This is a genomic window from [Actinomadura] parvosata subsp. kistnae (assembly GCF_900323885.1).
In the GTDB taxonomy this organism is placed as follows: Bacteria; Actinomycetota; Actinomycetes; order Streptosporangiales; family Streptosporangiaceae; genus Nonomuraea; species Nonomuraea composti.
Window position 1 is genome coordinate 841765 of sequence record NZ_OOHJ01000006.1, and the last position, 22073, is coordinate 863837.

21 protein-coding genes and 1 pseudogene are annotated in these 22073 nt (G+C 73.6%); 15 read left to right on the forward strand and 7 right to left on the reverse strand.

The genetic code is table 11. From position 1 onward, the window contains the following. Position 1: 1 nt before the first annotated feature. On the reverse strand, positions 2–2386 hold the full coding sequence (locus tag KIS93_RS07870) for a DEAD/DEAH box helicase (protein WP_222107318.1): 2385 nt from the start codon (positions 2384–2386) through the stop codon (positions 2–4). Then, complete coding sequence (locus KIS93_RS63185) at positions 2383–2802, reverse strand: hypothetical protein (protein ID WP_222107319.1); 420 nt, start codon at positions 2800–2802, stop codon at positions 2383–2385. Before KIS93_RS63185 ends, KIS93_RS07870 begins: the two co-directional genes overlap by 4 nt. 102 nt (positions 2803–2904) lie before the next feature. Here KIS93_RS63185 and KIS93_RS07875 point away from each other — a divergent pair, with 102 nt between their 5' ends. Genes KIS93_RS07875 through KIS93_RS07885 form a run of 3 tightly spaced genes read left to right on the forward strand, consistent with a single transcriptional unit; the run spans position 2905 to position 5244 of the window. Continuing rightward, positions 2905–3522, forward strand: coding sequence for a DedA family protein (locus tag KIS93_RS07875; RefSeq protein WP_080038825.1), 618 nt, complete (start codon positions 2905–2907; stop codon positions 3520–3522). Then, positions 3506–4609 (forward strand): sensor histidine kinase, encoded by a 1104-nt coding sequence (locus KIS93_RS07880; protein WP_080038826.1) that lies wholly within the window; start codon positions 3506–3508, stop codon positions 4607–4609. The genes KIS93_RS07875 and KIS93_RS07880 overlap by 17 nt, the downstream gene beginning before the upstream one ends. After that, positions 4600–5244, forward strand: coding sequence for a response regulator (locus tag KIS93_RS07885; protein ID WP_080038828.1), 645 nt, complete (start codon positions 4600–4602; stop codon positions 5242–5244). The genes KIS93_RS07880 and KIS93_RS07885 overlap by 10 nt, the downstream gene beginning before the upstream one ends. 3 nt (positions 5245–5247) lie before the next feature. On the opposite strand, the gene KIS93_RS07890 is transcribed toward KIS93_RS07885, so the two are convergent. Beyond that, positions 5248–6231: a S66 peptidase family protein gene (locus tag KIS93_RS07890; protein ID WP_080038829.1), complete on the reverse strand. Its 984-nt coding sequence runs from the start codon at positions 6229–6231 to the stop codon at positions 5248–5250. A gap of 129 nt (positions 6232–6360) precedes the next feature. On the opposite strand from KIS93_RS07890, the gene KIS93_RS07895 reads away from it, so the two are divergent. From KIS93_RS07895 to KIS93_RS07915, 5 genes are all read left to right on the forward strand, one after another. After that, the gene (locus KIS93_RS07895) at positions 6361–6906 is read left to right on the forward strand and encodes a dihydrofolate reductase family protein (RefSeq protein WP_080038830.1); all 546 of its coding nucleotides are present in this window, start codon (positions 6361–6363) and stop codon (positions 6904–6906) included. A 2-nt stretch (positions 6907–6908) separates the two neighbouring features. Beyond that, positions 6909–7310 carry a hypothetical protein gene (locus KIS93_RS07900; protein WP_080038832.1) on the forward strand — a complete coding sequence of 134 codons (402 nt, stop codon included), beginning with the start codon at positions 6909–6911 and terminating at the stop codon, positions 7308–7310. Between the two features lie 62 nt (positions 7311–7372). After that, on the forward strand, positions 7373–7804 hold the full coding sequence (locus KIS93_RS07905; protein ID WP_186403961.1) for a hypothetical protein: 432 nt from the start codon (positions 7373–7375) through the stop codon (positions 7802–7804). Then, positions 7801–8235 (forward strand): nuclear transport factor 2 family protein, encoded by a 435-nt coding sequence (locus KIS93_RS07910; RefSeq protein WP_186403962.1) that lies wholly within the window; start codon positions 7801–7803, stop codon positions 8233–8235. The genes KIS93_RS07905 and KIS93_RS07910 overlap by 4 nt, the downstream gene beginning before the upstream one ends. Then, positions 8232–9215, forward strand: coding sequence for a BtrH N-terminal domain-containing protein (locus tag KIS93_RS07915; protein WP_080038834.1), 984 nt, complete (start codon positions 8232–8234; stop codon positions 9213–9215). The genes KIS93_RS07910 and KIS93_RS07915 overlap by 4 nt, the downstream gene beginning before the upstream one ends. Here KIS93_RS07915 and KIS93_RS07920 read toward each other — a convergent pair. Further along, positions 9206–10534 (reverse strand): MFS transporter, encoded by a 1329-nt coding sequence (locus KIS93_RS07920; RefSeq protein WP_080038835.1) that lies wholly within the window; start codon positions 10532–10534, stop codon positions 9206–9208. The genes KIS93_RS07915 and KIS93_RS07920 overlap by 10 nt on opposite strands. 56 nt (positions 10535–10590) lie before the next feature. Between KIS93_RS07920 and KIS93_RS07925 the strand changes: the two genes are divergently transcribed. From KIS93_RS07925 to KIS93_RS07945, 6 genes and pseudogenes are all read left to right on the forward strand, one after another. After that, entirely contained in the window at positions 10591–11556 is a 966-nt protein-coding gene (locus KIS93_RS07925; RefSeq protein WP_080038837.1) for an ArsR family transcriptional regulator, read from the forward strand. Positions 11557–11623: 67 nt separating this feature from the next. After that, a pseudogene (locus KIS93_RS07930) lies at positions 11624–12280 on the forward strand (aldo/keto reductase); the annotation flags it as partial. 136 nt (positions 12281–12416) lie between these two features. Then, on the forward strand, positions 12417–12602 hold the full coding sequence (locus KIS93_RS67345) for a pyridoxal 4-dehydrogenase (protein ID WP_268966959.1): 186 nt from the start codon (positions 12417–12419) through the stop codon (positions 12600–12602). An 89-nt stretch (positions 12603–12691) separates the two neighbouring features. Next, on the forward strand, positions 12692–13120 hold the full coding sequence (locus KIS93_RS07935) for an SRPBCC family protein (RefSeq protein WP_222107320.1): 429 nt from the start codon (positions 12692–12694) through the stop codon (positions 13118–13120). 66 nt (positions 13121–13186) lie between these two features. Beyond that, positions 13187–13726, forward strand: coding sequence for an RNA polymerase sigma factor (locus tag KIS93_RS07940; RefSeq protein ID WP_080038839.1), 540 nt, complete (start codon positions 13187–13189; stop codon positions 13724–13726). Beyond that, entirely contained in the window at positions 13723–14211 is a 489-nt protein-coding gene (locus KIS93_RS07945; RefSeq protein WP_080038841.1) for a hypothetical protein, read from the forward strand. The genes KIS93_RS07940 and KIS93_RS07945 overlap by 4 nt, the downstream gene beginning before the upstream one ends. 11 nt (positions 14212–14222) lie before the next feature. On the opposite strand, the gene KIS93_RS07950 is transcribed toward KIS93_RS07945, so the two are convergent. Next, complete coding sequence (locus tag KIS93_RS07950; protein WP_186403963.1) at positions 14223–16970, reverse strand: outer membrane protein assembly factor BamB family protein; 2748 nt, start codon at positions 16968–16970, stop codon at positions 14223–14225. 158 nt (positions 16971–17128) lie between these two features. Next, complete coding sequence (locus KIS93_RS07955) at positions 17129–17986, reverse strand: hypothetical protein (RefSeq protein ID WP_080038843.1); 858 nt, start codon at positions 17984–17986, stop codon at positions 17129–17131. A gap of 415 nt (positions 17987–18401) precedes the next feature. Between KIS93_RS07955 and KIS93_RS07960 the strand changes: the two genes are divergently transcribed. Further along, positions 18402–19928: an alpha-L-arabinofuranosidase B gene (locus KIS93_RS07960; protein WP_155127272.1), complete on the forward strand. Its 1527-nt coding sequence runs from the start codon at positions 18402–18404 to the stop codon at positions 19926–19928. On the opposite strand, the gene KIS93_RS07965 is transcribed toward KIS93_RS07960, so the two are convergent. After that, positions 19925–22009: an SPFH domain-containing protein gene (locus KIS93_RS07965; RefSeq protein ID WP_186403964.1), complete on the reverse strand. Its 2085-nt coding sequence runs from the start codon at positions 22007–22009 to the stop codon at positions 19925–19927. The two genes, KIS93_RS07960 and KIS93_RS07965, sit on opposite strands and share 4 nt — an antisense overlap. Between the last annotated feature and the right edge of the window lie 64 nt (positions 22010–22073).

Sequence of the window (22073 nt, forward strand, 5' to 3'; positions counted from 1 at the left end):
GTCAGCGGAGCTCGACCAGGGCGGCGAGTTCGGTGTCGGTCAGCTCGGTGAAGGCGGCCTCGCCGGAGGCCAGCACGGCCTCGGCGAGCGAGCGCTTGGCGGTCAGCATCTGGGCGATGCGGTCCTCGATCGTGCCTTCGGCGATGAGGCGGTGCACCTGGACGGGCCTGGTCTGGCCGATGCGGTAGGCGCGGTCGGTGGCCTGGTCCTCCACGGCGGGGTTCCACCAGCGGTCGTAGTGGATGACGTGGTCGGCGCGGGTGAGGTTCAGGCCGGTGCCGGCGGCCTTGAGGGAGAGCAGGAACACCGGGGCCTCGCCGTCCTGGAAGCGCCGGACCATCTCCTCGCGGCGGGCGACGGGGGTGCCGCCGTGCAGGAGCTGGGTGGGCACGCCGCGGCCGGACAGGTGGCGTTCCAGCAGGCGGGCCATGGCGACGTACTGGGTGAAGACCAGCACGGCGCCGTCCTCGGCGACGATGGTGTCGACGAGCTCGTCCAGCAGCTCCAGCTTGCCGGAGCGGCCGGGCAGGCGCGGGCTCGCCTCGTGCAGGTACTGGGCGGGGTGGTTGCAGATCTGCTTGAGCCCGGTGAGGAGCTTGACGATGAGGCCGCGCCTGGCCATGCCCTTGGCGTCGGCGATCTGGGCCATGATCTCGCGCACGACGGCCTCGTACAGGCTGGCCTGCTCGGTGGTGAGCGGCACCGGCCGGTCGGTCTCGGTCTTGGGCGGCAGCTCGGGCGCGATGCCGGGGTCGCTCTTGCGGCGGCGCAGCAGGAACGGCCCCACCAGCCGGGACAGCCGCTCGGCCGTGCCGGTGTCGCCGGACTCGACGGGCTTGGCCCATCGCGCCCTGAACCTGGTGAGCGGGCCGAGCAGGCCCGGCGTCGTCCAGTCAAGGATGGCCCACAGCTCCGACAGGTTGTTCTCCACGGGGGTGCCGGTCAGAGCGACGCGCGCGGCGGCGGGGATCTCGCGCAGGGCCTTGGCGGTGCCGGAGGCGGGGTTCTTGACGTGCTGGGCCTCGTCGGCGACGACCAGGCCCCAGGGGTGGGCGGCCAGCAGGGGCGCGTCCAGGCGCATGGTGGCGTACGTCGTCAGCACGAAACCCTCGTCCGGCAGGCTGCGGTTGGCGCCGTGGTAGCGGCGGACGGGCACGCCCGGCGCGAACCGGGTGATCTCGCGCTCCCAGTTGCCCAGCAGCGAGGCGGGGCAGACCACGAGCGTAGGACCTGGGGCTTCGGCGGCTCCGGTGGTGCGGGTGGCTTCGGCGGTGCGGTGCAGGTGCAGGGCGATGAGGGTGATCGTCTTGCCCAGGCCCATGTCGTCGGCCAGGCAGGCGCCCAGCCCGAGCGAGGTCATCCTGACCAGCCAGCGCAGCCCGGCGAGCTGGTAGTCGCGCAGCGTGGCGGCCAGCCCCGGCGGCGGGCCGGCGTCGGCGGGCTCGGCCAAACGCCGGCGCAGCTCGTCCAGCCAGGCGGTGGGCTCGACGGGCACCTGCTCGCCCTCGACCTCGACCGTCCCGGTCAGGGCGGCGCCGAGCGCTTCGATGCCGGTCAGCGGCTTGAGGTCGCGCTGGCGGGCCTTGCGGGCCAGGTCGGGGTCGATGAGCACCCACTGGTCGCGCAGCCGGACGACGGGGCGGTGCGACTCGGCCAGCCGGTCCATCTCGGCGGCGGTCAGGCGCTCGCCGCCGAGGGCGAGCTGCCAGTTGAAGCTGGTCATGTGGTGCCCGCCGAGGAAGGACGGCAGGTCGGAGGGTGCGGCGTCGCGGTCGCCGACGACGGCGCGGGCGCTGAGGCCGCGGACGAGCGACTTGGGCCAGTGCACGTCCACGCCGGCGGCGGCCAGCCGGTCGGCGGCTCCGGCGAGCAGGTCCCCGATGTCGCCGTCGGACAGGGTGAGCTCGTCGGGGACGGCGCTGTCCAGGAGGCGTTCGAGGCGGGGCCAGGCGCGGGCGGCGCGGCGTACGGCGAGGGTGGCCTCGATCCTGGCGCGGGCGCCGAAGCCGGGGTCGCGGCCGTGCCACAGGTCGGCGGCGTCCACCACGAGGGACGGGTCGGCCAGGCTGTGGAGCTGGACGACGGCGCGGAACTCGGCGGCCCCCTGGCCGGTCGCTTCGTCGGGCAGGTGGTCGGCTTCGACGCGCAACGACAGCCGGACGCCGGCGTCCAGCCCGGCGGAGCTCTCCTCGGCCCAGCGGCGCAGGTGGGGGACCTTGACGGGCCGGGCGGCGGCGAAGGCGGTGGTGCCGGTGGCGCGCACGGCGCCGGGTGAGCGGGGCATGGCGTCGGCGACGGCGTCGAGGAAGGCCCGCACGAGCGCTTCGGCGTCCGGCAACAGCGGGCCCTCGGCCGAGGCCGGCTCGCCGCCGGAAGGGCCGCTCATGGGGAGGGGATGGCACGGGCGGCGGCGGGCATGGCGGCGGCCAGCTCCCGTACGCGGCGCAGGTCGTCGGCGTCCAGCGGTCCGGCCCGCCACGAGTCGTGCTCGCCGGCCGTCACGCCGGGCAGGATGCGCCCCCGGGTGACGAGCTGGAGCGCGACGAGCGCGGCGGCGCCCCAGAAGCGGGCGGCGGGGTGGGCGTGCGCGTCCATGCGGGCTCTGGCCAGCGCCGCGACCGCCTGCGCGACGGGCACAAGGGTGGCGGGGGCGGAGCGGGTGACGATCCGGCCGTCGAGCTCCTCGGCGACGGTGACCTGACCGTCTCCTTCGGGGTCGAGGAAGGCGATCTGGCCGGACCTGGGCGGGTCGCCGGGTTGGAAGACTGCGGAGTGCCGGGCCAGATCCGTCGAAGAGCTCACGGCCGTACAGTGTACGGTACGGAGGGGGTGTGGTTTACCGCAGCGAAGATCGGGCAGCGTCCCCATTCCACACTTTTCCGGATCTTCCATAGCCTTGATCTCATGACTGACTGGCTGATCGGATTGATGGAGAGCCTGGGTGCCGTGGGGGCGGGGCTGGCCATCGCACTGGAGAACTTGTTCCCGCCCCTGCCGAGCGAGGTGATCCTACCGCTGGCCGGTTTCACGGCGAGCAAGGGCAACATGGACCTGCTCGACGTGCTGGTGTGCACCACGCTGGGCTCGGTGGTCGGCGCGCTGGCCCTGTACTGGGTCGGAGCGCTGCTCGGCCGCGAGCGCACGCTGGCCATCGCCTCCAAGCTCCCCCTCGTCAAGATCACCGACATCGAGAAGACCGAGGCGTTCTTCCAGCGTCACGGGCGCAAGACCGTCTTCTTCGGCCGGATGATCCCCATCTTCCGCAGCCTCATCTCCATCCCGGCCGGCGTGGAGCGCATGCCGCTGCCGATCTTCCTGCTGCTCACCACCGCCGGCAGCCTCATCTGGAACACCGCGTTCGTGATGGCCGGCTACCTGCTCGGCGACAACTGGCACCTGGTGGAGACCTACGCGGGCATCGGCAGCAAGGTCGTGCTCGGCCTGGTCGCCCTCGCGGTCGTGGTCTTCGTCGTCGTCCGGCTGACCGAGCGCGCCAAGGGAAGGCATGCGAGCCGTCGTTGAGGGCCTGCGCGTGGGCGCCGCCGTGGTCCTGGGCGCACTCAGCGCGCTCGCGGAGCTGGCGTTCCTGCTGCTGACGCTGCCGTTCCTGGGCAATCCGAACGTGCGGGCCGCCGCCCGGCGGCTGGCCCGGCTGGAGGCCCGCCGCCTGCGCCTTGACCTGTCCGAGCTGGACGCGCTGGGCGAGGGGCGGGGCAGGCGGGCCACCGGTTACCTGGCCGCGCGGGTGCCGGTCGGGTTGCTGGGCGGCCTGGTGCTGGTGTTGCTGGTGTTCGGGATCGTGACCGGGGTGCGGATCGCGCTGGCCTGGGGGCGGGGCGAGCCGTTCGACGGCATGCTGCCCTCGGTGCCGATCGTCGCCTACTTCGGGGTGGGCGGGTTCGTGTTGCTGTTCCTGGTGCTGTCGGGGCTGGCCGGCGCGCACGCGGTGGAGTGCGTGCTGGCCCGGCGGATGCTCGGCCCCGACCCGACCGAGGTGCTGCGGCGCCGGATCGCTGAGCTGGCCGAGAGCCGGGCCGGGATCGTGGCGGCGGTCGACTCGGAGCGGCGCAGGATCGAGCGTGACCTGCACGACGGGCTGCAGCAGCGGCTGGTGGCGCTGTCGATGCTGATCGGCCGCTCCCTGCGCGGCCGTACCGAGCTGATGCGCCAGGCGCACCAGGAGGCGCAGCAGGCGCTCGCGGAGCTGCGCGAGGTGGCCTGGCGGGTCTATCCGAGCGGGCTGGACACGCTCGGGCTGGGCGAGGCGCTGGCGGGGGTCGCGGAACGCTCCAGCGTCCCGGTCAGGGTAGATTGCCGCCTGGAACAGCGGCCGCCGATGGCGGTGGAGACGGCGGCGTACTTCGTCGTCTGCGAGGCGGTGACGAACGCGGCCAAGCACGCCGGCGCCACGCTGATCAGGGTCGAGGTGTGGCAGGAGGAAGCGGCGGTGCACGTACGGGTGCGCGACGACGGCTCGGGCGGCGCGCAGGCCTCGGGAGGCGGCCTGTCGGGCCTGGCCAGGCGGGTGGCGGCGCTCGACGGCGGCTTCGAGGTGACCAGCCCGGCGGGCGGGCCCACGACGATCACGGCGGTGCTGCCGTGCGGGTGATCCTCGCCGAGGACTCCACGCTGCTGCGCGAGGGCCTGGTACGCCTGCTGCTGGAGGAGGGCCACGAGGTGCCGGCGGCGGTCAGCGACGGCCAGGCCCTGGTGGCGGCGGTTCAGGAGCACGTGCCCGACATCGTCGTGGTGGACGTGCGCATGCCGCCCACCCACACCGACGAGGGCCTGCGGGCGGCGCTGGAGATCCGCCGCCGGTGGCCGGGGGTCAAGGTGCTGGTCCTGTCGCAGTACGTGGAGAAGCGCTACGCCACCGAGCTGATGAGCTCCGACGTCGAGGGCGTCGGCTACCTGCTAAAGGACCGGGTCGGGCAGGTCGGCGACTTCCTCGACGCGCTGGAGCGGGTCGGCGCGGGCGGCGCCGCGTTCGACCCGGAGGTGGTGCGGCAGCTCCTGGCCCGCACCACGCAGGTGGACCCGCTGTCGCGGCTGACGGCGCGCGAGCGTGAGGTGCTGGAACGGATGGCGCAAGGGCTCACCAACGCCTCGATCGCCCAGGAGCTGCACGTGTCGCAGAGCGCGGTGGAAAAGCACGTCAACTCGCTGTTCGACAAGCTGAACCTGTCGCACACCACCGGCTACAGCCGCCGCGTGCTGGCCGTCCTGCACTTCCTGGAGTCCTGAGGCTCAGTGGCGGCGCAGGACGAGGCTCGCCTCGCCGCCGGAGACGCTGAGCTCGGCCAGCCCGCCGATCGGGATGGTGGCCAGCGGGTAGGTGTGGCCGACGTCCACGCCGGCCAGCACCGGCAGGCCCTCCAGCACCGGCTGGGTGGCGATGATCTGCTCCAGCAGCGGGCGCGTCATGTGGGTCGCCCGCTGGAAGCGCCCGATGACCAGCCCGCGCACGCCGGCGGCGTCCGGCAGCTGGAGCAGGGAGGTCAGGTTCCGGGCGAAGGTCGCCGGGTGCGACTCCAGGTCGTCCTCCAGCACGAGGATCGCGCCGTCGAGTGAGGGCATGTAGGGGGTGCCCTGCAGCAGGCTGAGGGTGGAGAGGTTGCCGCCGACGATGCGCCCCTCGGCGGCGCCCGGCCGCAGCCGCCACCATCCCTCGTTGCGGAAGAGCTCGCGTTTGTCCTGGTCGAGGAACCACAGGTCGTCGCTCCAGGTGTCGGCCGGACTCAGCGTGACCGGCTCGGAGCCGAACATGACGTCGGTGAACCAGCGCAGCGTCTGCTCGAAGTGGTCGCGCATCCCGAACGTCGCCCAGTGCGGCCCGGAGTAGGTCACCAGCCCGGTGCGGGCGAGGATCGCGTTCTGCAGGGCGCTGATGTCGGAGTAGCCGCACAGGATCTTGGGGTTGGCCCGGATCAGGTCCCAGTCGAGGTACGGCAGGAGCTCGTTGCTGTTGTAGCCGCCGATGACCGTGATGATCGCCGCGACCGAGGGGTCGGCGAAGGCGTCGTGCAGGTCGGCCAGGCGGGAGGCGACGGAGGAGGAGTCGAAGGCGTCGCGCTCGTCGACGTGGCGGCCGTAGGTGAGCGTGAGGCCGAGCTCGGCGAAGCGGGTCTCGATGACGGCGGTGTGGTCGTGCTCGGTCACCATGGCGCGGGACCTGGCCGGGGCCACGACGCGCACGACATCGCCCCTGGTCAGCTTGGTGGGGAAGGTCATGCCCAGGGACCCTATCGGGCTCGCGGGGGAGGGCTCATCCGCATTTCGCCACCGACCAACAGGATTGCCTTGACAAAACTTTTTGTCGGTGGAACGCTGGAGCCACCTCAGAGAAGGAGCCGGACCATCATGAGAAAGATCATCGCGAACCTGTTCATCTCGCTCGACGGCGTCGTCGAGGCCCCCGAGACCTGGCACTTCCCCTACCTCGACGAGGAGATGGGCCAGGCGATCGCCGCCCAGATGCAGGCCGCCGACGCCCTGCTGCTCGGCCGCCACACCTACGACGTCTTCGCCGCCCACTGGCCGCACCGCGACGCCGCCCAGGACCCCATGGCCGCCACGCTCAACGCCGTGCCCAAGTACGTCGTCTCCACCACCCTGACCGCCCCCACCTGGGCCAACACCACCGTCATCGCCGCCGACCCGCGCAAGGAGCTGCTCCAGCTCAAGGAGCGCCCCGGCAGGGACATCGGCATGAGCGGCAGCCCCACCCTGGTGACCTGGCTGCTGCGCGAGGGCCTGCTCGACGAGCTCAACCTGATGGTGCACCCCATCGTCGTCGGCGCCGGCCGCCGCCTGTTCGAGCCCGGCACCGGGCAGATCCCGCTGACGCTCACCCGATCCGCCACCTTCAGCACGGGCGTGCTGAACCTGACCTACACGAGGGCCTGACCATGCCTGCCAAGACCGTCGCCGAGAAACTGCTCGTCAAGCCGGGCACCGCCGTCTGGATCTCCGAGGAGGCCCACCGCCCGCTGGTGGAGCCGCTGCCCGAGGGCGCCCGCCACGCCGGCGACCTGCGGGAGGCCGCCGTCGCGGTGTTCTTCGCCGCCGACGCCGCCACCGCCCGCCGGCTGCTCGACCAGCACCGCGCCGCGCTCACCGAGCCCGCCGTCGTCTGGGTCGCCTACCCCAAGGGCAACAAGTCCGACATCAACCGCGACACGCTGTGGCCCATCGTCGGCGAGTACGGCCTGCGGCCCAACGGCCAGGTCGCCGTGGACGAGGTGTGGTCGGCCCTGCGCTTCCGTCCCCTGAAGGAGGGCGAGCCCCCGTTCACCGGCGGCCGCGGTTGACCCCCGGCCCCGCGGGCGGGTGCTTGAATGGCCCTCGGGCCGCCGCACCGAAGGAGCTCCGCGTGGACCCTCTGGCCAAGACGTTCGGCACGACCCTGGTCACCGCGATGACCACCCCGGCCTGGCCGCGGGCCCGCACCGCGGCGGTGCAGCTGTGGCGCGAGGCCCGCCCCGACCAGGCCGGCGCCGTCGAGCGGGACCTGACCGACGCCCGCGCGCTCGCCCTGGCCGCCAAAGACGAGGGCGACACCGACACCGAGCGGGCCCTGGCCGGCTCCTGGCAGCTGCGGCTGCAGCGGCTCCTGCGCGACAGCCCCGCCCTCGCCCCCGAGATCCAGCGCGTCCTGGACGAGGTGCTCACGCCCGCCCTCGCCCCGGCGGCCCGGCCCGGCCGGACGGCCACGATGACCGCCACCGCCCGCGACCACGGCCGCATCTACCAGGCGGCGGGCAACCAGTACATCACCGAGCACGGGGCGGGCGGGCAGGAGTGAGCGCGGAGCGGGAGGTCGTCGAGGCGGCCCGCGAGCGCGCCGCCGCCCTGGCCTCAGGCGACGCCGAACGGCTGCGCCGCTCCCTGCACCCCGGCTTCCACTGGACCTCCCACACCGGCCGGCGGTTCGACCGCGACGCCTACGTCGCCGCCAACACCGCAAGCGGGCTCACCTGGCGGCGGCAGTCGCTGGAGGAGACCGAGGTGACGGTGGTCGGCCCGGTCGCGGTGCTGCGCTGCGTGGCGTGCGACGACGTGGTCGACGGGCGGGGCGAGCGGGTGACGTACCGGATGCCGATGACGCAGACCTGGGTCAGGCAGGACGGCCGCTGGTTGTGCCTGGCCGGGCACGCGGGCCCGGCTCGACTCTCCCCCCGTGGGAGACCTCATGCTACGTCGCAGGAACGCCGGGAACGGGAGGGCGACGCATGACCATGGTGAAGGACGTCGAGGCGCGCGGCACGCAGCACTGCGAGACGACGGCGCTGGGGGTCCTGCTGCGCCACGAGGGGCTGGACCTGTCGGAGCCCATGCTGTTCGGGCTCGGCTCCGGGCTGTCGTTCGTCTACTGGGACGGCAAGAACCTGCCGTTCCCGTTCCTCGGCGGCCGCGTCAAGCCGTTCGAGCTCACCCGGAACCTGGCCGCCAGGCTGGGCGCGACGCTGACGGTCGCGGAGACCGCCTCGGCGCGCAAGGCGTGGGAGAACGTGGCCGCGCCCCTCGACGCCGGCCGGCCCGTCGGCCTCCAGCTCGACTGCTACCACCTCGACTACTTCACCACCAGGATCCACTTCGGCGGTCACGTCGTCGCCATGTACGGCTACGACGACCGCGACGCGTACCTGGTCGACACCGGCCCGCAGGGCGGGGCGGTGCGCACCAGCCGCGACAGCCTGGCCAGGGCGCGCGCCGAACGCGGCCCGATGACCGCCAGGAACCGCTCCTTCACCCTCACCCTGCCGGCCGGCCCGCCCTCCTGGCAGGCCGCCGTCCTGCCCGCCGTCCGGCACTGCGCCGAGGCGTTCCTCGCCGCGCCCATCGCGAACCTGGGCCACCGCGGCATCGCCAAGGCCGGCGACCTGGTGCCCGGCTGGCTGCGGCGCGCCGCCGACCCGCGCCGGGACCTGCCGCAGGCCGCCCTCCTCATGGAGCGGGCCGGCACCGGCGGCGCCCTGTTCCGCGCCCTGTTCCGCGACTTCCTCCAGGAGTGCACCGGCCTCGTCGACGCTGACGGCCTGCGCACCGGCCACCGCCTCTACGCCGAGGCGGCCACCTTGTGGACGGAGGTGTCCGCGCTGATCGGCAAGGCCGGGGAGAGCGGCGACCCGGCCCTCCTGGAGCGGGCCGGCGCCGTCCTGCACGACCTGGCGCGCATCGAAGGCGAGGCCATGCAGGTGCTGCGTCAGGTGTGACGCGGGGCGGGCGGCAGGTCGGTGGCGCGGCCGGCGAGGTGCCGGGCCAGCGCGACGGCGGCCGTCAGCGCCACGATCGCGCACACCCCCGGCCAGCCGGCCCGCCCGTAGGCGGCCGTCCCGAGCCAGGAGCCGGCGGCGCCGCCGAGGTACGCGCACGCCATGTACGCGGTGGTGAGCCGGCCGCGGGCCCCGGCGCGCACCCCGTAGACGCGCACCTGGTTGGCCACCATCCCCGACTGCATGGCGAGGTCCAGCAGCAGCGACCCGACCGCGAGCCCCGCCATCCCGGGTGCCCCGCCGAGCGCGCCAGCCGCGAGCACGGGCGCCGAGACGATGACCGCGACCAGGCAGACGAGGGTGACCGGGCCGGGGCCGCGCCGGTCCACCTGGCGCCCGGCGATCGGCGTGATCACCATGGTGGCCGCGTTCACCAGCGCGAGCACCCCGGTCGCGGACGCCGGCAGGCCGTAGGCGGGGCCGGTCAGCAGGAGCGTGATGCTCGCCCAGACGGCCGAGAACCCGGCGAAGACCAGGGCCTGGTAGAGGCACGAGCGCCGCAGCAACGGCTCGCCGACCAGCAACCGCAACGGCTCGGCCAGCAGCGCCAGATAGCGCCGCACCGGGGCAGGCGCTCCGCCGAGCGATGCCGCGTCGCGGCGTGCCGGCGAGGGCGCGCCGCCCGGCCGGTGCCGCTCCGCCGGTTCTCCTCCGGCCGGCAGCACCCGGAGCAGGACGAGCGCGACGGCCAGGGTCAGGGCCGCCGCCACCAGGTACGGTGCCCGCCAGCCCAGCCCTTCCACGAGCGCCCCGCCGAGCGTGCGCGACAGCAGCATGCCGCCCAGCCCGCCGCTCAGCAGCATCCCGCTGACCCTCCCGCGACGGCCCTCGCTCACCAGCCCGGCCGCCATCGTTCCGACGATCGGCCCGATCACGGTCGTGGCGCCGGTGAGCACGGCGGCGGCCAGCAGCACCCCCAGCGTGGGCGCGCCGGCCGCGACCAGGAGCCCCACGCCGGTGAGCAGCAGCAGACCGACGATCAGCCGCCGGTAGGGGATCCGGTCGCCGAGCGGCACCAGCAGCACGATCCCGGCCGCGTACCCGGCCTGCGTCGCGCTCACCACCCGCGCCGCCGCCCCGGCGGACACCCCCAGCCCGTCGGCCACTCCGGGGACGACGACCTGGGGGAAGTACACGTTCCCGACCGCCACCCCGGCAGCCAGGGCCAGCAGCAGGATCAGGGCCGCGCCCGGCTCTCCCACCGGCCCCGCGTCGGTCGGGGTGGGTGTGGCCGCGCCGCCCGTCTGTGCAGAGGTCATGCGCCAAGCAGAGCGCCCAGGACGCCCCGCCGCCCATTGATGTAGCCTCCAGCTTAATGATCAGTTACGAGCTCGGCGTCGAGGACCTCGCCGACACCCGGTTCGCGATCTCGCCCCTGGCCGAGACCGTCTTCAGCCTGCGGGTCCTGCGCGACCCCGGCCTGCACGCCCTGCACCTGCCCTGGCGCAGGACGGTGCTCGCCAGGCTGGAGGCGGCCGACGCCGAACGGCTGACCGCGCTGGTCGGCGAACGGCTGGCCCTGCCCGACTTCCTGACCCCGAGGCCCGAGACGTTCGCGCCGGCGTTCGAGGAGGAGCTGGCCCTCGTCCGGCGCACACCCCCCGGGCTGGTCCGCCGGGACGTGCCGGCCGCGCTCGTCTCCCGGCCGGCCCTGGACGGCGACGACGACGCGGCCCGTTTCCGCGACGCGGCCTGCGAGCTGCTGCGCCGCTACTGGGCGCTGGCGGTCGAGCCGTTCTGGCCCCGGATGCGGCAGGTGCTGGAGGCCGACATGACGTACCGGGCGCGGCGGCTGGCCAGGGGCGGCGCCCGGCTGCTGTTCGCCGACATGCACCCGAACCTGCGCTGGCACGACGGCGTGCTGCGCATCTCCAAGATGATCGGCCACCACCATGTCGCCGCGTCCGGGCGGGGGCTGCTGCTGATGCCGTCGGTGTTCGCCCACAAGCCCGCCCCGCCGGTCAGCCCGGACGAGCCGCCCAGCCTGGTCTACCCGAGCAGGGCGGTGGCCACGTTGTGGACGCCCGCGCAGGTCACGGACGCGGGCGCGCTGAGCGCGCTGCTCGGCGCGCCCCGCGCCCGGCTGCTGCGCCTGCTGGAGGAGCCGCTGCCGACGATCGAGCTGGCCCGCCGCCTGCGCGTCACCCCCAGCGCCGTCTCCCAGCACCTGCGCGTCCTGTACGGCTCGGGCCTGGTCGCCAAGGCCCGTGACGGGCGGCAGGTCCTCTACGGCCGCACCGAACTCGGCGACCGCCTCGTCACCGTGAAGCCCGGGGCTTAATCGTTTGGCCGCCGGGCGTCGTGACGGTGAGCTGGAGGCCGTACAGGTCGTCTGGAGGAGGATCGGGATGCAGATCAAGCGGCTCGGGGGCAGCTCGGTGGAGGTCACGGAGCTGGGGTTCGGCGGCGGCCCGCTGGGCGGGCTGTTCACGGCGACGCCCGAGGACGAGGCCGCCGAGGCGCTGGCGGCGGCGTGGGAGGGCGGCGTCCGCTACTTCGACACCTCGCCGCACTACGGGATCGGGCAGTCCGAACGCCTGATCGGCCGGTTCCTCAGCCAAAAGCCGCGCGACGAGTACGTGCTGTCCACCAAGGTAGGCCGGCTGCTCGTCCCGCAGGACCCGCAAGGGCGGATGGACGAGTTCTTCCAGGTGCCCGCCACCCACCGCCGCGTCTGGGACTTCTCCCGCGACGGCATCCGGCGCAGCGTCGAGGACTCCCTGACCCGGATGGGCGTCGACCGCTTCGACGTGCTCTTCCTGCACGACGCCGAGGAGCACTTCGAGGACGCGCTGTGTGAGGGCGCCCCCGCGCTGGCCGAGTTGCGCGCGGAGGGCCTGGTGGGCGCCATCGGGGCGGGCATGTACGACACGGGCCTGCTCACCCGGCTCGTCCGGGAGGCCGACGTGGACGTCATCATGCTGTCCGCCCACTACACGCTGCTGCGGCAGCCGGCCCTGGACGACCTGCTGCCGGCCTGCGCCGAGCGCGGGGTCTCGGTCCTGGCGGCCTCGGTGTTCAACTCCGGCATCCTGGCCACCCCCCGCCCCCGGCCCCGACGCGCGCTTCGAGTACGGGCCCGCGCCGGCGGAGGTGCTGGAGCGCGCGCACCGCATCGCCGACGTCTGCCAGGCCCACGGCGTGACGCTGCCCGAGGCGGCCCTGGCCTTCCCCCTGCTGCATCCGGTGGTCGCCGGCGTCGTGGTCGGCATGCGCTCGGCCGAGGAGGCGCGCCACAACCTGGCCTCGTTCAACCGTGAGGTGCCGGGGCGGTTGTGGGCCGACCTGGCCGCCGCGGGGCTGATCGACGCGCGGGCGGCCGCGTAGGCGGGCGATTTTGTCGGGCATGTCGGGTTCGACGAGGCCGATCATGAGCAGGTACGTCATGACCGGCCTTCCACGAGGGGAGCATCCACGTGAAACCCGTGTACGCGGCCGCCGCCGTGCACGTGCCCGCGCCGCCGGAGCAGGTGTTCGCGCTGATCACCGACTGGCCCCGGCACCACGAGTGGATGCTCCTGACGACCGCCCGGCAGGTGGGCGAGGACCGGCTGGAGGCGTACACGGGGGTGTGGCCGCTCGGCTTCCTCGACACGATGACGATCACCCACTGGGAGCCGCCGGCGCTGATGCGCGTCCTGCACACCGGGCGGGTGGTGCGGGGCCGCGGCGCCATCCGCGTCCGCCCTCAGGGGAACGGCAGCCGCGTGGTGTGGGCCGAGGAGCTGGAGCTGCCGCTCGGGCCGCTCGGCCGGGCGGCCTGGCCGCTGGTCCGGCCCGTCGCCGTCGCGTTCGCCCGCCACTGCCTGCACCGGCTGGCCCGGCTCCTGCCCCCGCCCGCCTGAACGCGTGCGGAATCGGTGAACCTGGACGGCCCGCCGCCCGACTGTGCTGGGTGACGGGAGGCCGAGATGTCTGATGAGCTGCTGATCGTGCGCGCCCAGCTGGGCGAGCGGGCGGCGCTGGCGGAGCTGGTGGCGCGCTGGCGGGTGCCGGTGTGGACGTACGTGCGGCGCATGCTCGACGCCGAGCGGGCCGACGACGTGAGCCAGGAGATCTGGCTGGCGGTGGTGCGCGGCCTGCCGCGGCTGCGGGAGCCCGAACGGTTCGCGCCGTGGCTGTTCACGATCGCGCGCAGGTCGATCACCGACCGGCTGCGCGGCCAGTACGCCCGCGAGCAGGAAACGCTCACGCCCGCCGGAAACACCTTCACCGGGGACACCTTCACCGAGGATCAGGTGGAGGCCATGGTGGACCGGGCCGTGCTGGTCGAAGCGCTGGCGCGGCTGCCGCTGCCGGAGCGGGAGGTCCTCGTCCTGCACTACCTGGAGGACCTGCCGGTGGCGGACTGCGCCCACATCTGCCAGGTCCCGGCCGGGACGATCAAGTCGCGGCTCAGCCGGGCCCGTCGCCTGCTGCGTACCTGCCTGGAGGAGGGAGACCGGTCATGAACGGAGACGAGGAGCCGCGCCTGTCCGCGCGGGAGCTGCTCGAGCGGCTGGAGCCGTCGCTGCGGGTCCGCACGCGCGTGCGGGCGGTGGCGGCGCTGGTGGCGGGGCTGGCCGGGGCGGTGTTCGTGCTCGGCCTGTGGTGGAGCGAGCCGGCGCCGCTGCCGGGGCGCACGCGGCTCGCGTTCGGGCTGCTCACGGCGTTCTGTCTGGCGTGGGCGTGCTACGGCGGCTGGCTGGTCAGGCGGCGGGTGCCGCTGTTCGCCACCGACCGGGTGATCGCCGCCTGGATCGCGCTGGCCGCCTGCGCCTCCGTCACCGCCCTGATCGCCTTCGTCGCCGCCCAGCGCGGCACCGTCCCGGTGCCGGCGCTGGTGGTGGGGGCGCTGTTCGTCGGGGCGGCCCTGGTTCTGGTGGTACGCGCGCACCGGCGGCGGGCGGCGCTGTTGCGCCGGTTGCGGGAGCTGGGCTCCGAGCCGCAGCCATGACCGGCCCCGGCTTACGAGGGCAGCGCGTACAGGTTGCCGTTGGAGCTGCCGACGTAGACGAAGCCGTCCCCGATGACCGGGGTGGTCGTGGTGGTGCCGCCGGTGGGGAGCCTGGATCGCACTGCGCCGGTGGTCGCGTCGAGGGTGTGGAGGGTGCCGTCGCGGGCGGTGACGTGGACGGCGTCGCCCGCCACGACGGGGCCGGTGGCGCGGCCCTTCGGCAGGGGGAGGCTCCAGCGACTCGTGCCGGTGGCGGGGTCGAGGGCGTACAGGGTGCGGTCGGCGCCGGCGGTGAAGAGCAGGCCGTCGCCGGCCGCGGCGCTCCAGGTGTAGGTGGGCTCGTCGCGGGCGGTGCGGACGTGCCACAGCGGGGTGCCGGTGGTGGTGTCCAGCGCGTACGTGGTGCCGTCGCTGTCGCCGGCGTACAGGATGCCGCCGGCCACGAGCGGGCGGGAGGTGACGGCGCCGGGGATGCGTGACCTCCACCGGAGGCGGCCGGTGGCGGCGTCCAGGGCGTGGGCGGTGCCGCCGGCGCCGATGGCGTAGACGGTCGTGCCCGCCCGGGTCAGGTGGACGCGCTCACCGGGCGGGCCGGTGCGATGGTGCCACCTCTCCGCCCCGGTGGCGGGGTCGAGGGCGTGGACGAGGCCCTGGTCGGCGCCCACGAGGAGAGGGTCGCCGCTCAGGACGGGATCGAGGTTGAAGACGTCGCCGTCCGGGCGGAACGTCCACAACGTTGCGCCCGTTGCGGGGTCGAGCGTGACCAGGGTGGCGCTTCCCGAGGCGGGGGAGGGCCTGGTCCAGGCGTGCAGGCGGCCCCCTTCCGCGACGAAGCCGCCCGCGACCGTGAGCGTGCGGGTCCACCTGGGGCGGCCGGTGGCGGCGTCCAGGACCACCAGGGAGCCGGTGCCGTTGCCGGCCGCGTACACGCTGCCGTCCGCGACGGCGAAGGCGTCCGGGACCGAGCCGCCCGTACGGAAGCGCCAGCGGAGCGCGCCCGTGGCGGCGTCCAGGGCGAGGACGACGCCGTCGCCGCTGATGGCGTGGACGACGCCGCCCGCCACCACCGGGTCGGTGCGGATGGCGGCGTCGGCCGGGAAGTTCCATCCCGGCCCGCCCGTGGGGGAGGGGGCGGGGACGCCCGGCTGGTAGCGGGCCAGCAGGTTGCGGCGCAGGGACGCGGCGAGCAGGCGCACCGCCGCTCGTGAGGCCGAGGTGAGGCGGGCGATCACGGGGCCGACGTTCACGAGCGCCGCGCCGTAGAAGCCGTTCGGGGTGGCGACGGTGTAGGACAGGAAACCCGGCACCTCGGTGGTGGGGTCGATGTCGCCGTTCTGCCTGATGGCGGCGGCCTCGGCGGCGAACAGATCTCTGGCGCCGTTCCCGGACGGCGACACCCAGTCCACGGACAGCGAGACGACCGGGGTGCCGTCGGCCGGCGGGATCCAGTCGCACGTCGCGGCGCCGTCGGTGGCGGGGGACGGGCGGTAGCCGGGCGCGAACGACGCCAGGTCGGGGGTGGTGAGCAGGGTGCACGGGTCCGGCCAGGCGGTCCGCCGACCGGGCCGCTCATGGACCAGCCTGTACGCGGTGAGCCGCCCGCCCCTGCCGGCGTCGCTGTGCACGAAGGCCAGGTCCCCGCTGGTACCGGCGAGGGTCGCCAGGCGGGCGGGCACGTCGATCGGCAGGCCGCCGAGGCGTCCGGTGCGGGTGTCCACGGAGACCAGGTAGGCGGGCAGCGGCCAGGTGCCGTCCAGCTCGATGCCGCCGTGCGCGCCCGGGGCCGGAAGGGGGCCGGCGTACAGGGGTGCGCTCCAGCGGCCGGGATCCGTCTGCGCGGGCGAATCTCCGGAGGCGGGGTCTGCCTGCGCGGGCGGAGCGCCAGGGCCGGAGCCGGTCTGCGTGGGCGGGCTCCCCTGCTGGGCCGGAACGGCTTGCGATCCGGTGGACAGGAGGCGGCCGTCCGGCCCGTAGAAGAAGTCGTCCTCGCCCACCGAGGCGTGCACGTACCCGTCGGCGGCGGCTCTGAGGCCGATCGGAGGGCCGTCGCCTTGCGGGGCGGACGATGACAGTAGGGCTCGACTCCACTCCTGGCGCAGGGTGCCCGGGTTCAGCGAGGCGAGGCGCAGGTCGTTCTCCTGGCAGTGGCTGAGCAGGATCACCGAGCGGGCGGTCGCGGCGGCGGTCAGCCGGCAGCCGGCGGGAGGAGCCCAGCGGGCCGTCACCGCGCCGGTGCGCGGGTCGAGGGCCCGCACGGCGATGGGCTCGTCGGGCTCCTCGACCACCACGATGCCGCGCTCGGTCGCCAGGACGCGCGGCCCGTGGTAGGTGCCGGTGTTCCCGAGTGTGGGCCGGTAGTCGGTGATGGTGATCGCTCGCCGCCACAGTGCCGTGCCGGTGGCCAGGTCGTGGCCGTGCAGGGTCTGCTCGGCGCCGCCCGGTGCGCCTCTGGAGACGATCAGTGTGCCCGCCGCGATCCAGAGGCCGGTGACGGACGCGGGCCGGGCGGCGCCGGCGGGCACGACGCGCCGCAGTGCTCCGGTGCGGGGGTCGTGGATCCGCACGTCGCCCTGACGCGTGGCCACCGCGACCGCCTGACCGGCCGGGGTGTGCCCGGGGACGGCGTACCCCGCCTCGGTGGGCACCGACCAGGCCGCCCGCCACGCGGCGAGAACGCGCGGCGGCCCTGTGGCACCGTCCCGGGCCGCGACGGCGCAGGTCGCCAGGAGGAGCACCGCGAGCAGGATCGCACCTCGCAAGATCGCGCCGCGCCTCGCGCCGCGCCTGATGCCGTGCCCCATCCCGCCCCGCCCGATCGCATCCTGCCGAATCGCATCCTGCCGGATCGCATCCTGCCGGATCGTGCCCCGCCCGTTCGCTTCCCGTCCGATCGCGCCCTGCCGGTGCTCGCGCCCGCTCAGCACTTGCCGGCCTCGGCGAGCTTCGGCTCGATGGCGCACGCCTGGCTCCTGGGGATCGGCTGCCAGCCGCCCATCTGGGAGTAGGTGTAGTACCCCTGGTACGTGGCGGAGGTGCCGGTGACGCGGAACGGCGTCCGATCGGGCCCCGTGATGGTCAGCTGCTCGGTGCGGTCGCCGGCGAGCACGGTGACCAGGAGGTCGAAGGTGTAGCAGGCGGCGGTGCCGGTGACCGCCATGGAGAGCGTGACTCGTTCGTCCCGTTTGAGGTCGATCTGTTTCTTCCTGAAGTACGGCGTGTCCGGGTCGCCGGACGTGGCGAAGCGGGGCGCGGGCTGGTCGAGGTCGGCGGCCAGCTCGATCGCGTCGGCCTCCCCGGCGGGGGTGTGGACGAGCAGCGCGCCGTCCGAGACGGGCGCGCGGCCGAGGACACGCGGCTGGATGTCGACGATGCGCACGCTGCTGCGGTTGCCGACGAGGACGACGGTGAGCTCGGCGGCCTCGAGCGGCGCCCACTCGTGGCGGGCCAGGACCGCGTCCCGCCGCGAGGCGCCCGCGCTGCCGAGCAGCACCGCCCGGTCGGCGGGGTCCTGGACGGGCGTGCGCAGCGCGAGGTCCTGGGCGGCGTGGTCGACCGCGACGTGGCCGACCTTGACCGGGGGCTCGCCGGTGACGCGGTCGAGGGTGTCGGGGCCGTCCGCGTTCAGCCAGGCGGTGACCACGACGCCGGCGGCGGCGACGATCACGGCGCTGAGGATGCCGGCGAGCCACGCCCGCACGCCCTTCCAGCTCCCCTCTTCCTCACGGAGGGAGCCCGGGCGCGGGCGGGGGCGCCTCTTCTGGCGCGTCTTGGCCATGGGACGTCCCCTCGTGAGCGGCGTACGGCATTCCGATTCATAACGCATGGGACGGCGGCCGCGTCGCGCTCTTGACGAAATCCTTCTGACCGTTCTGAACGGCTGATGTCCGCCATTTCCGCAGGGCCGGGCCGAGGTGCTGAAAGTTTCATCCGAAATGCGCGGGCGCGTGAGGGTTGACGTCACCCACGTGCTCGTTCCATAGTGAGCCGGTCACCCTGAATTCTCGCTCAGGAGGTCGATGACCGCGCCGATGTTAGCGCTAACAGTATAATTCTCCTCCCTGTCGCGATGTCCGCAGGCCCATCGGCATGAGCCCATCGTCGATGCCCCATGCCGCAATTCTCCGGCATCGCCCGAAAAAGGCAGAGGTACCATCATGGCTGGCTCCGGATTACGCAATCTGACAAAGGCGATGTCGTCCGCGGGCGCGGTCGTCGCGCTCGCCGCCGGTCTGCTGACCGGCCTGTCCACGCCGTCGCAGGCCGCCGCGTCCCTGTCGTGCGACCTCTACGCCGCCGGCGGCACGCCCTGCGTCGCGGCGCACAGCACGACCCGCGCCCTGTACGGCGCCTACAGCGGCTCGCTCTACCAGGTGCGCCGCTCCTCCGACAACGCCACCCGCGACATCGGCGTCCTGAGCGCGGGCGGCTACGCCGACGCCGCCGCGCAGGACACCTTCTGCGCCGGCACGACCTGCCTCATCTCCGTCATCTACGACCAGTCGGGCCGCGGCAACCACCTCACCCAGGCGCCGCCCGGCGGCTTCTCCGGCCCGGCGCCCGGCGGGTACGACAACCTCGCCGTCGCGACCGCGGCGCCGATCATGGTCGGCGGGCACAAGGCGTACGGCGTGTACGTGGCCCCCGGCACCGGCTACCGCGACAACAGCACCAACGGCATCGCCCGCGGCGACCAGCCGGAAGGCATGTACGCCGTCTTCGACGGCACGCACTACAACGGCGGCTGCTGCTTCGACTACGGCAACGCCGAGACCAACAGCCGCGACAACGGCAACGGCACCATGGAGGCCATCTACTTCGGCAACAACAAGGTGTGGGGCTACGGCGCCGGTAACGGCCCCTGGATCATGGCCGACCTGGAGAACGGCCTGTTCTCGGGCGTGAACCGCGGCTACAACGCGGGCGACCCGAGCATCAGCCACCGCTTCCTGACCGCCATCGTCAAGGGCGAGCCGAACCACTGGGCCATCCGGGGCGGCAACGCGCAGTCGGGCGGCCTTGCCACCTTCTACAACGGCCCGCGCCCCAACGTCGCCGGCTACAACCCGATGAAGAAGGAGGGCGCGATCATCCTGGGCATCGGCGGCGACAACAGCATCGGTGCCCGCGGCACGTTCTACGAGGGCGTGATGACCAGCGGCTACCCGTCGGACGCGACCGAGAACGCGGTGCAGGCGAGCATCGTCGCCGCCGGGTACGCGCCCTCGGGCGGCGGCGTCCCGGGCGGCACCCTGACCCCGGGGTCGGCGATCTCGCTGCGGGCGACCACGCCCGGCTACACCGACCGCTCGATCCGCCACCAGAACGACCAGGTCATCACCTCGGTGGTCGGCTCCTCCAGCTCGTCGCTGGACAAGAACGACGCCACCTGGGTGGTGCGTGCCGGGCTGGCGAGCAGTTCGTGCGTGTCGTTCGAGTCGCGCAACTATCCCGGCGACTACCTGCGTCACCAGAACTACCAGCTGTACCGGCAGCGCAACGACGGCAGCTCGCTGTTCGCCGCCGACGCCACGTTCTGCGCGCAGGGCGGCAGGAGCGGCCAGGGCACGTCGTTCGCCTCCTACAACTTCCCCGACCGGTTCCTGCGCCACTACAACAACGTCGTCTACATCGCCTCCAACGGCGGCTCGCACGCCTTCGACAGCACCTCCTCGTGGGCGGCGGACGTGAGCTGGACGGTCGGCCAGCCCTGGGCTTAGCCGGCCGGCGCTCCCGAGCGAGCCGTCCCCGCGCACCCCGGGGACGGCTCCCCGTCCTCAAGGAACGATCGGCTCCTTCGGAGGCGAGGGCGGAGGCACGGGCGGGGGCACGGGCGGGGGCACGGTAGGGGCAGGGTGCCGGAGCCGTTGCTCAGGGCCCGGGTGAGCACGGCGGCCAGCCCTTCGAGGCTGGACCCCGGCCCGGTGACGAGGACGTCCGGCATGATGTCGATCTGCCCGTCCGCGACCGCGTTCGCCACGGCCACGATCGCCGTGGGCAGCTCGCCGATGGCCTGGCTCTGGGCGTGGAACGCGGCGGCCTTGGCCAGGCCGAGCGCCTCGGCGGCGGCGGCTTCGGCCAGGCCGATCGCCTGCACCTTGTCGGCCTCGGCCTGGCCGGTGAGCCGGACGAACGCGGCCTCGCCGCTGGCCTCCGCCTCGCGTGCTTTGGCGCGGCTGGCGTTGATGTCGACGGAGACCTGGGCGGTGGCCAGCTCGGCCTGCCGGTCGGCGGTGCCGCGCGCCTTCTCCATCTCGATGCGGGCGATCTCGGCGCGGCGCTGCTCCTCGTAGGTGGCCCGCTGCTGGTTGGCGATCTCGCGCCGGGTCAGGACCTCGACGATCTCCGGCGGGAAGACGACGTCCTGGATGTGCACGCCCTTCGTCTCGACCTGGTAGCCGTTGAGGTAGGAGCTGATCGCGTGGAAGGCGCTGACCTGCACCTCCTGGCGGGTCTCGATGAACATCACCGCTTCCAGGTTCTGCAACGTGTTGCGGAAGTGGTTGCCGACGGCCGACTGCAGCACTTCGGTGACGAGGTTCTGCATGGTGCCGACCATGGAGATGACCTTGGGCGCGCGGGTGTCGGAGACGTGGATCTGCACTTGCAGGTCGATGTGGAAGACGAACCCCTCCCGGCTCTTGCCGATGATGGGCTCCAGCCGCGAGTCGAGGTTGTGGGCGAAGGAGACGGCTTTGGCCCAGTTCAGGGTGAGGATGGAGGTGGGGACGATCTCGGCGGCGTAGATGCGGGTGTTGAGGGGGTACTTGCCGGTGCGCAGCGGCTCCTGCCAGATGCCCCGGTGCCCGGGCCGGACGATGCTGCCGAACTTGAACTCCTCGCCCGAGGTGTCGAGGGTGGGCAGGCCGACGAAGCTCTTGATGACGGCGACCTGGCCCTGCCGTACGACGAGCATCGGCACCTGCTCGACGCGGACGAGGAAGGGGTTGAGCAGGTACGCCCCGTACAGCAGGGGGTCGTGCTGCAGCCCGATGCGCCCGCCGGCGTCCAGGAACGCCTGGAAGTCCTGGTAGTTGTTGTGCCGCTCGTTCTGGGAGCCGAGCAGGGCCTCGATCAGCTCGGCGTCGGTGGTGCGCGGCATGGCCTCCAGCCGGGTCATGTCGGAGAAGCCGCCCAGGCGGCTGGCCATGTCACCGGGCGGCAGCGGCTCGCCCTCCAGGACGGTGACCAGGCCCACGACGTCCGTCTCGCTCTGCGGGCTGATGACCATCACCTGCAGCTGCTCGGGGGCCAGGCCGAAGGAGGAGGGGGTGAGCTTGCCGCGCTCGGCCAGGCGGGCCAGCTCGGGGGTGACCGGCAGGCCGTACACCTTGCGGGCGGTGATGACCACGAACGCGACCGGATGGATCGGCACGAGCGTGCCCGGCGGCAGCACGGGACGCTGCACGCCCTTCTCGCCGTCGCCGGCCACGAAGGCGCGCAGGTCGGAGAAGTTGCCGAACTCCGGTCTGAAGCGGGCGCTCTTGGCGCCGATCGGCAGCGGCCGGCCGACCTGGGCGATGACGACGCCGATCTCCCCGGCGGGCACCTGCACCCAGGGGAACTTCCTGACGCCGAACTTGGGCCACATCTTGAAGCGCAGCCCCGGCATCAGCAGCTCGGACTGGTATCCGGCCTCGCCGTTGAAGGCGACCGGGTTGTCCTCGGTGAGCTTGCGGCCGCTGTAGCGCTTGATGACGAGCCCGACCTGGTCGGGCCCGATGCGGTGCAGGGAGAGCAGGGAGATCGCCGCGGCCGGCACGGCCAGGACGACGGCGACGATCGCGAGCAACGCCGGCACGCCCATGTGCATCCCTTTCCCAGGGGTTGGAAGACGCGCACTGTCACGTCGAGCGTACGCCGCC

What these genes read in the sequence shown, in the direction of transcription:
- KIS93_RS07870 (WP_222107318.1), bottom strand. Translation starts at nt 2,386, where the DNA reads ATGAGCGGCCCTTCCGGCGGCGAGCCGGCCTCGGCCGAGGGCCCGCTG.
- KIS93_RS07875 (WP_080038825.1), top strand. Translation starts at nt 2,905, where the DNA reads ATGACTGACTGGCTGATCGGATTGATGGAGAGCCTGGGTGCCGTGGGG.
- KIS93_RS07895 (WP_080038830.1), top strand. Translation starts at nt 6,361, where the DNA reads ATGAGAAAGATCATCGCGAACCTGTTCATCTCGCTCGACGGCGTCGTC.
- KIS93_RS07955 (WP_080038843.1), bottom strand. Translation starts at nt 17,986, where the DNA reads ATGGCCAAGACGCGCCAGAAGAGGCGCCCCCGCCCGCGCCCGGGCTCC.
- KIS93_RS07880 (WP_080038826.1), top strand. Translation starts at nt 3,506, where the DNA reads ATGCGAGCCGTCGTTGAGGGCCTGCGCGTGGGCGCCGCCGTGGTCCTG.
- KIS93_RS07890 (WP_080038829.1), bottom strand. Translation starts at nt 6,231, where the DNA reads ATGACCTTCCCCACCAAGCTGACCAGGGGCGATGTCGTGCGCGTCGTG.
- KIS93_RS07940 (WP_080038839.1), top strand. Translation starts at nt 13,187, where the DNA reads ATGTCTGATGAGCTGCTGATCGTGCGCGCCCAGCTGGGCGAGCGGGCG.
- KIS93_RS07915 (WP_080038834.1), top strand. Translation starts at nt 8,232, where the DNA reads ATGACCATGGTGAAGGACGTCGAGGCGCGCGGCACGCAGCACTGCGAG.
- KIS93_RS07925 (WP_080038837.1), top strand. Translation starts at nt 10,591, where the DNA reads ATGATCAGTTACGAGCTCGGCGTCGAGGACCTCGCCGACACCCGGTTC.
- KIS93_RS07960 (WP_155127272.1), top strand. Translation starts at nt 18,402, where the DNA reads ATGTCGTCCGCGGGCGCGGTCGTCGCGCTCGCCGCCGGTCTGCTGACC.
- KIS93_RS07945 (WP_080038841.1), top strand. Translation starts at nt 13,723, where the DNA reads ATGAACGGAGACGAGGAGCCGCGCCTGTCCGCGCGGGAGCTGCTCGAG.
- KIS93_RS07900 (WP_080038832.1), top strand. Translation starts at nt 6,909, where the DNA reads ATGCCTGCCAAGACCGTCGCCGAGAAACTGCTCGTCAAGCCGGGCACC.
- KIS93_RS07920 (WP_080038835.1), bottom strand. Translation starts at nt 10,534, where the DNA reads ATGACCTCTGCACAGACGGGCGGCGCGGCCACACCCACCCCGACCGAC.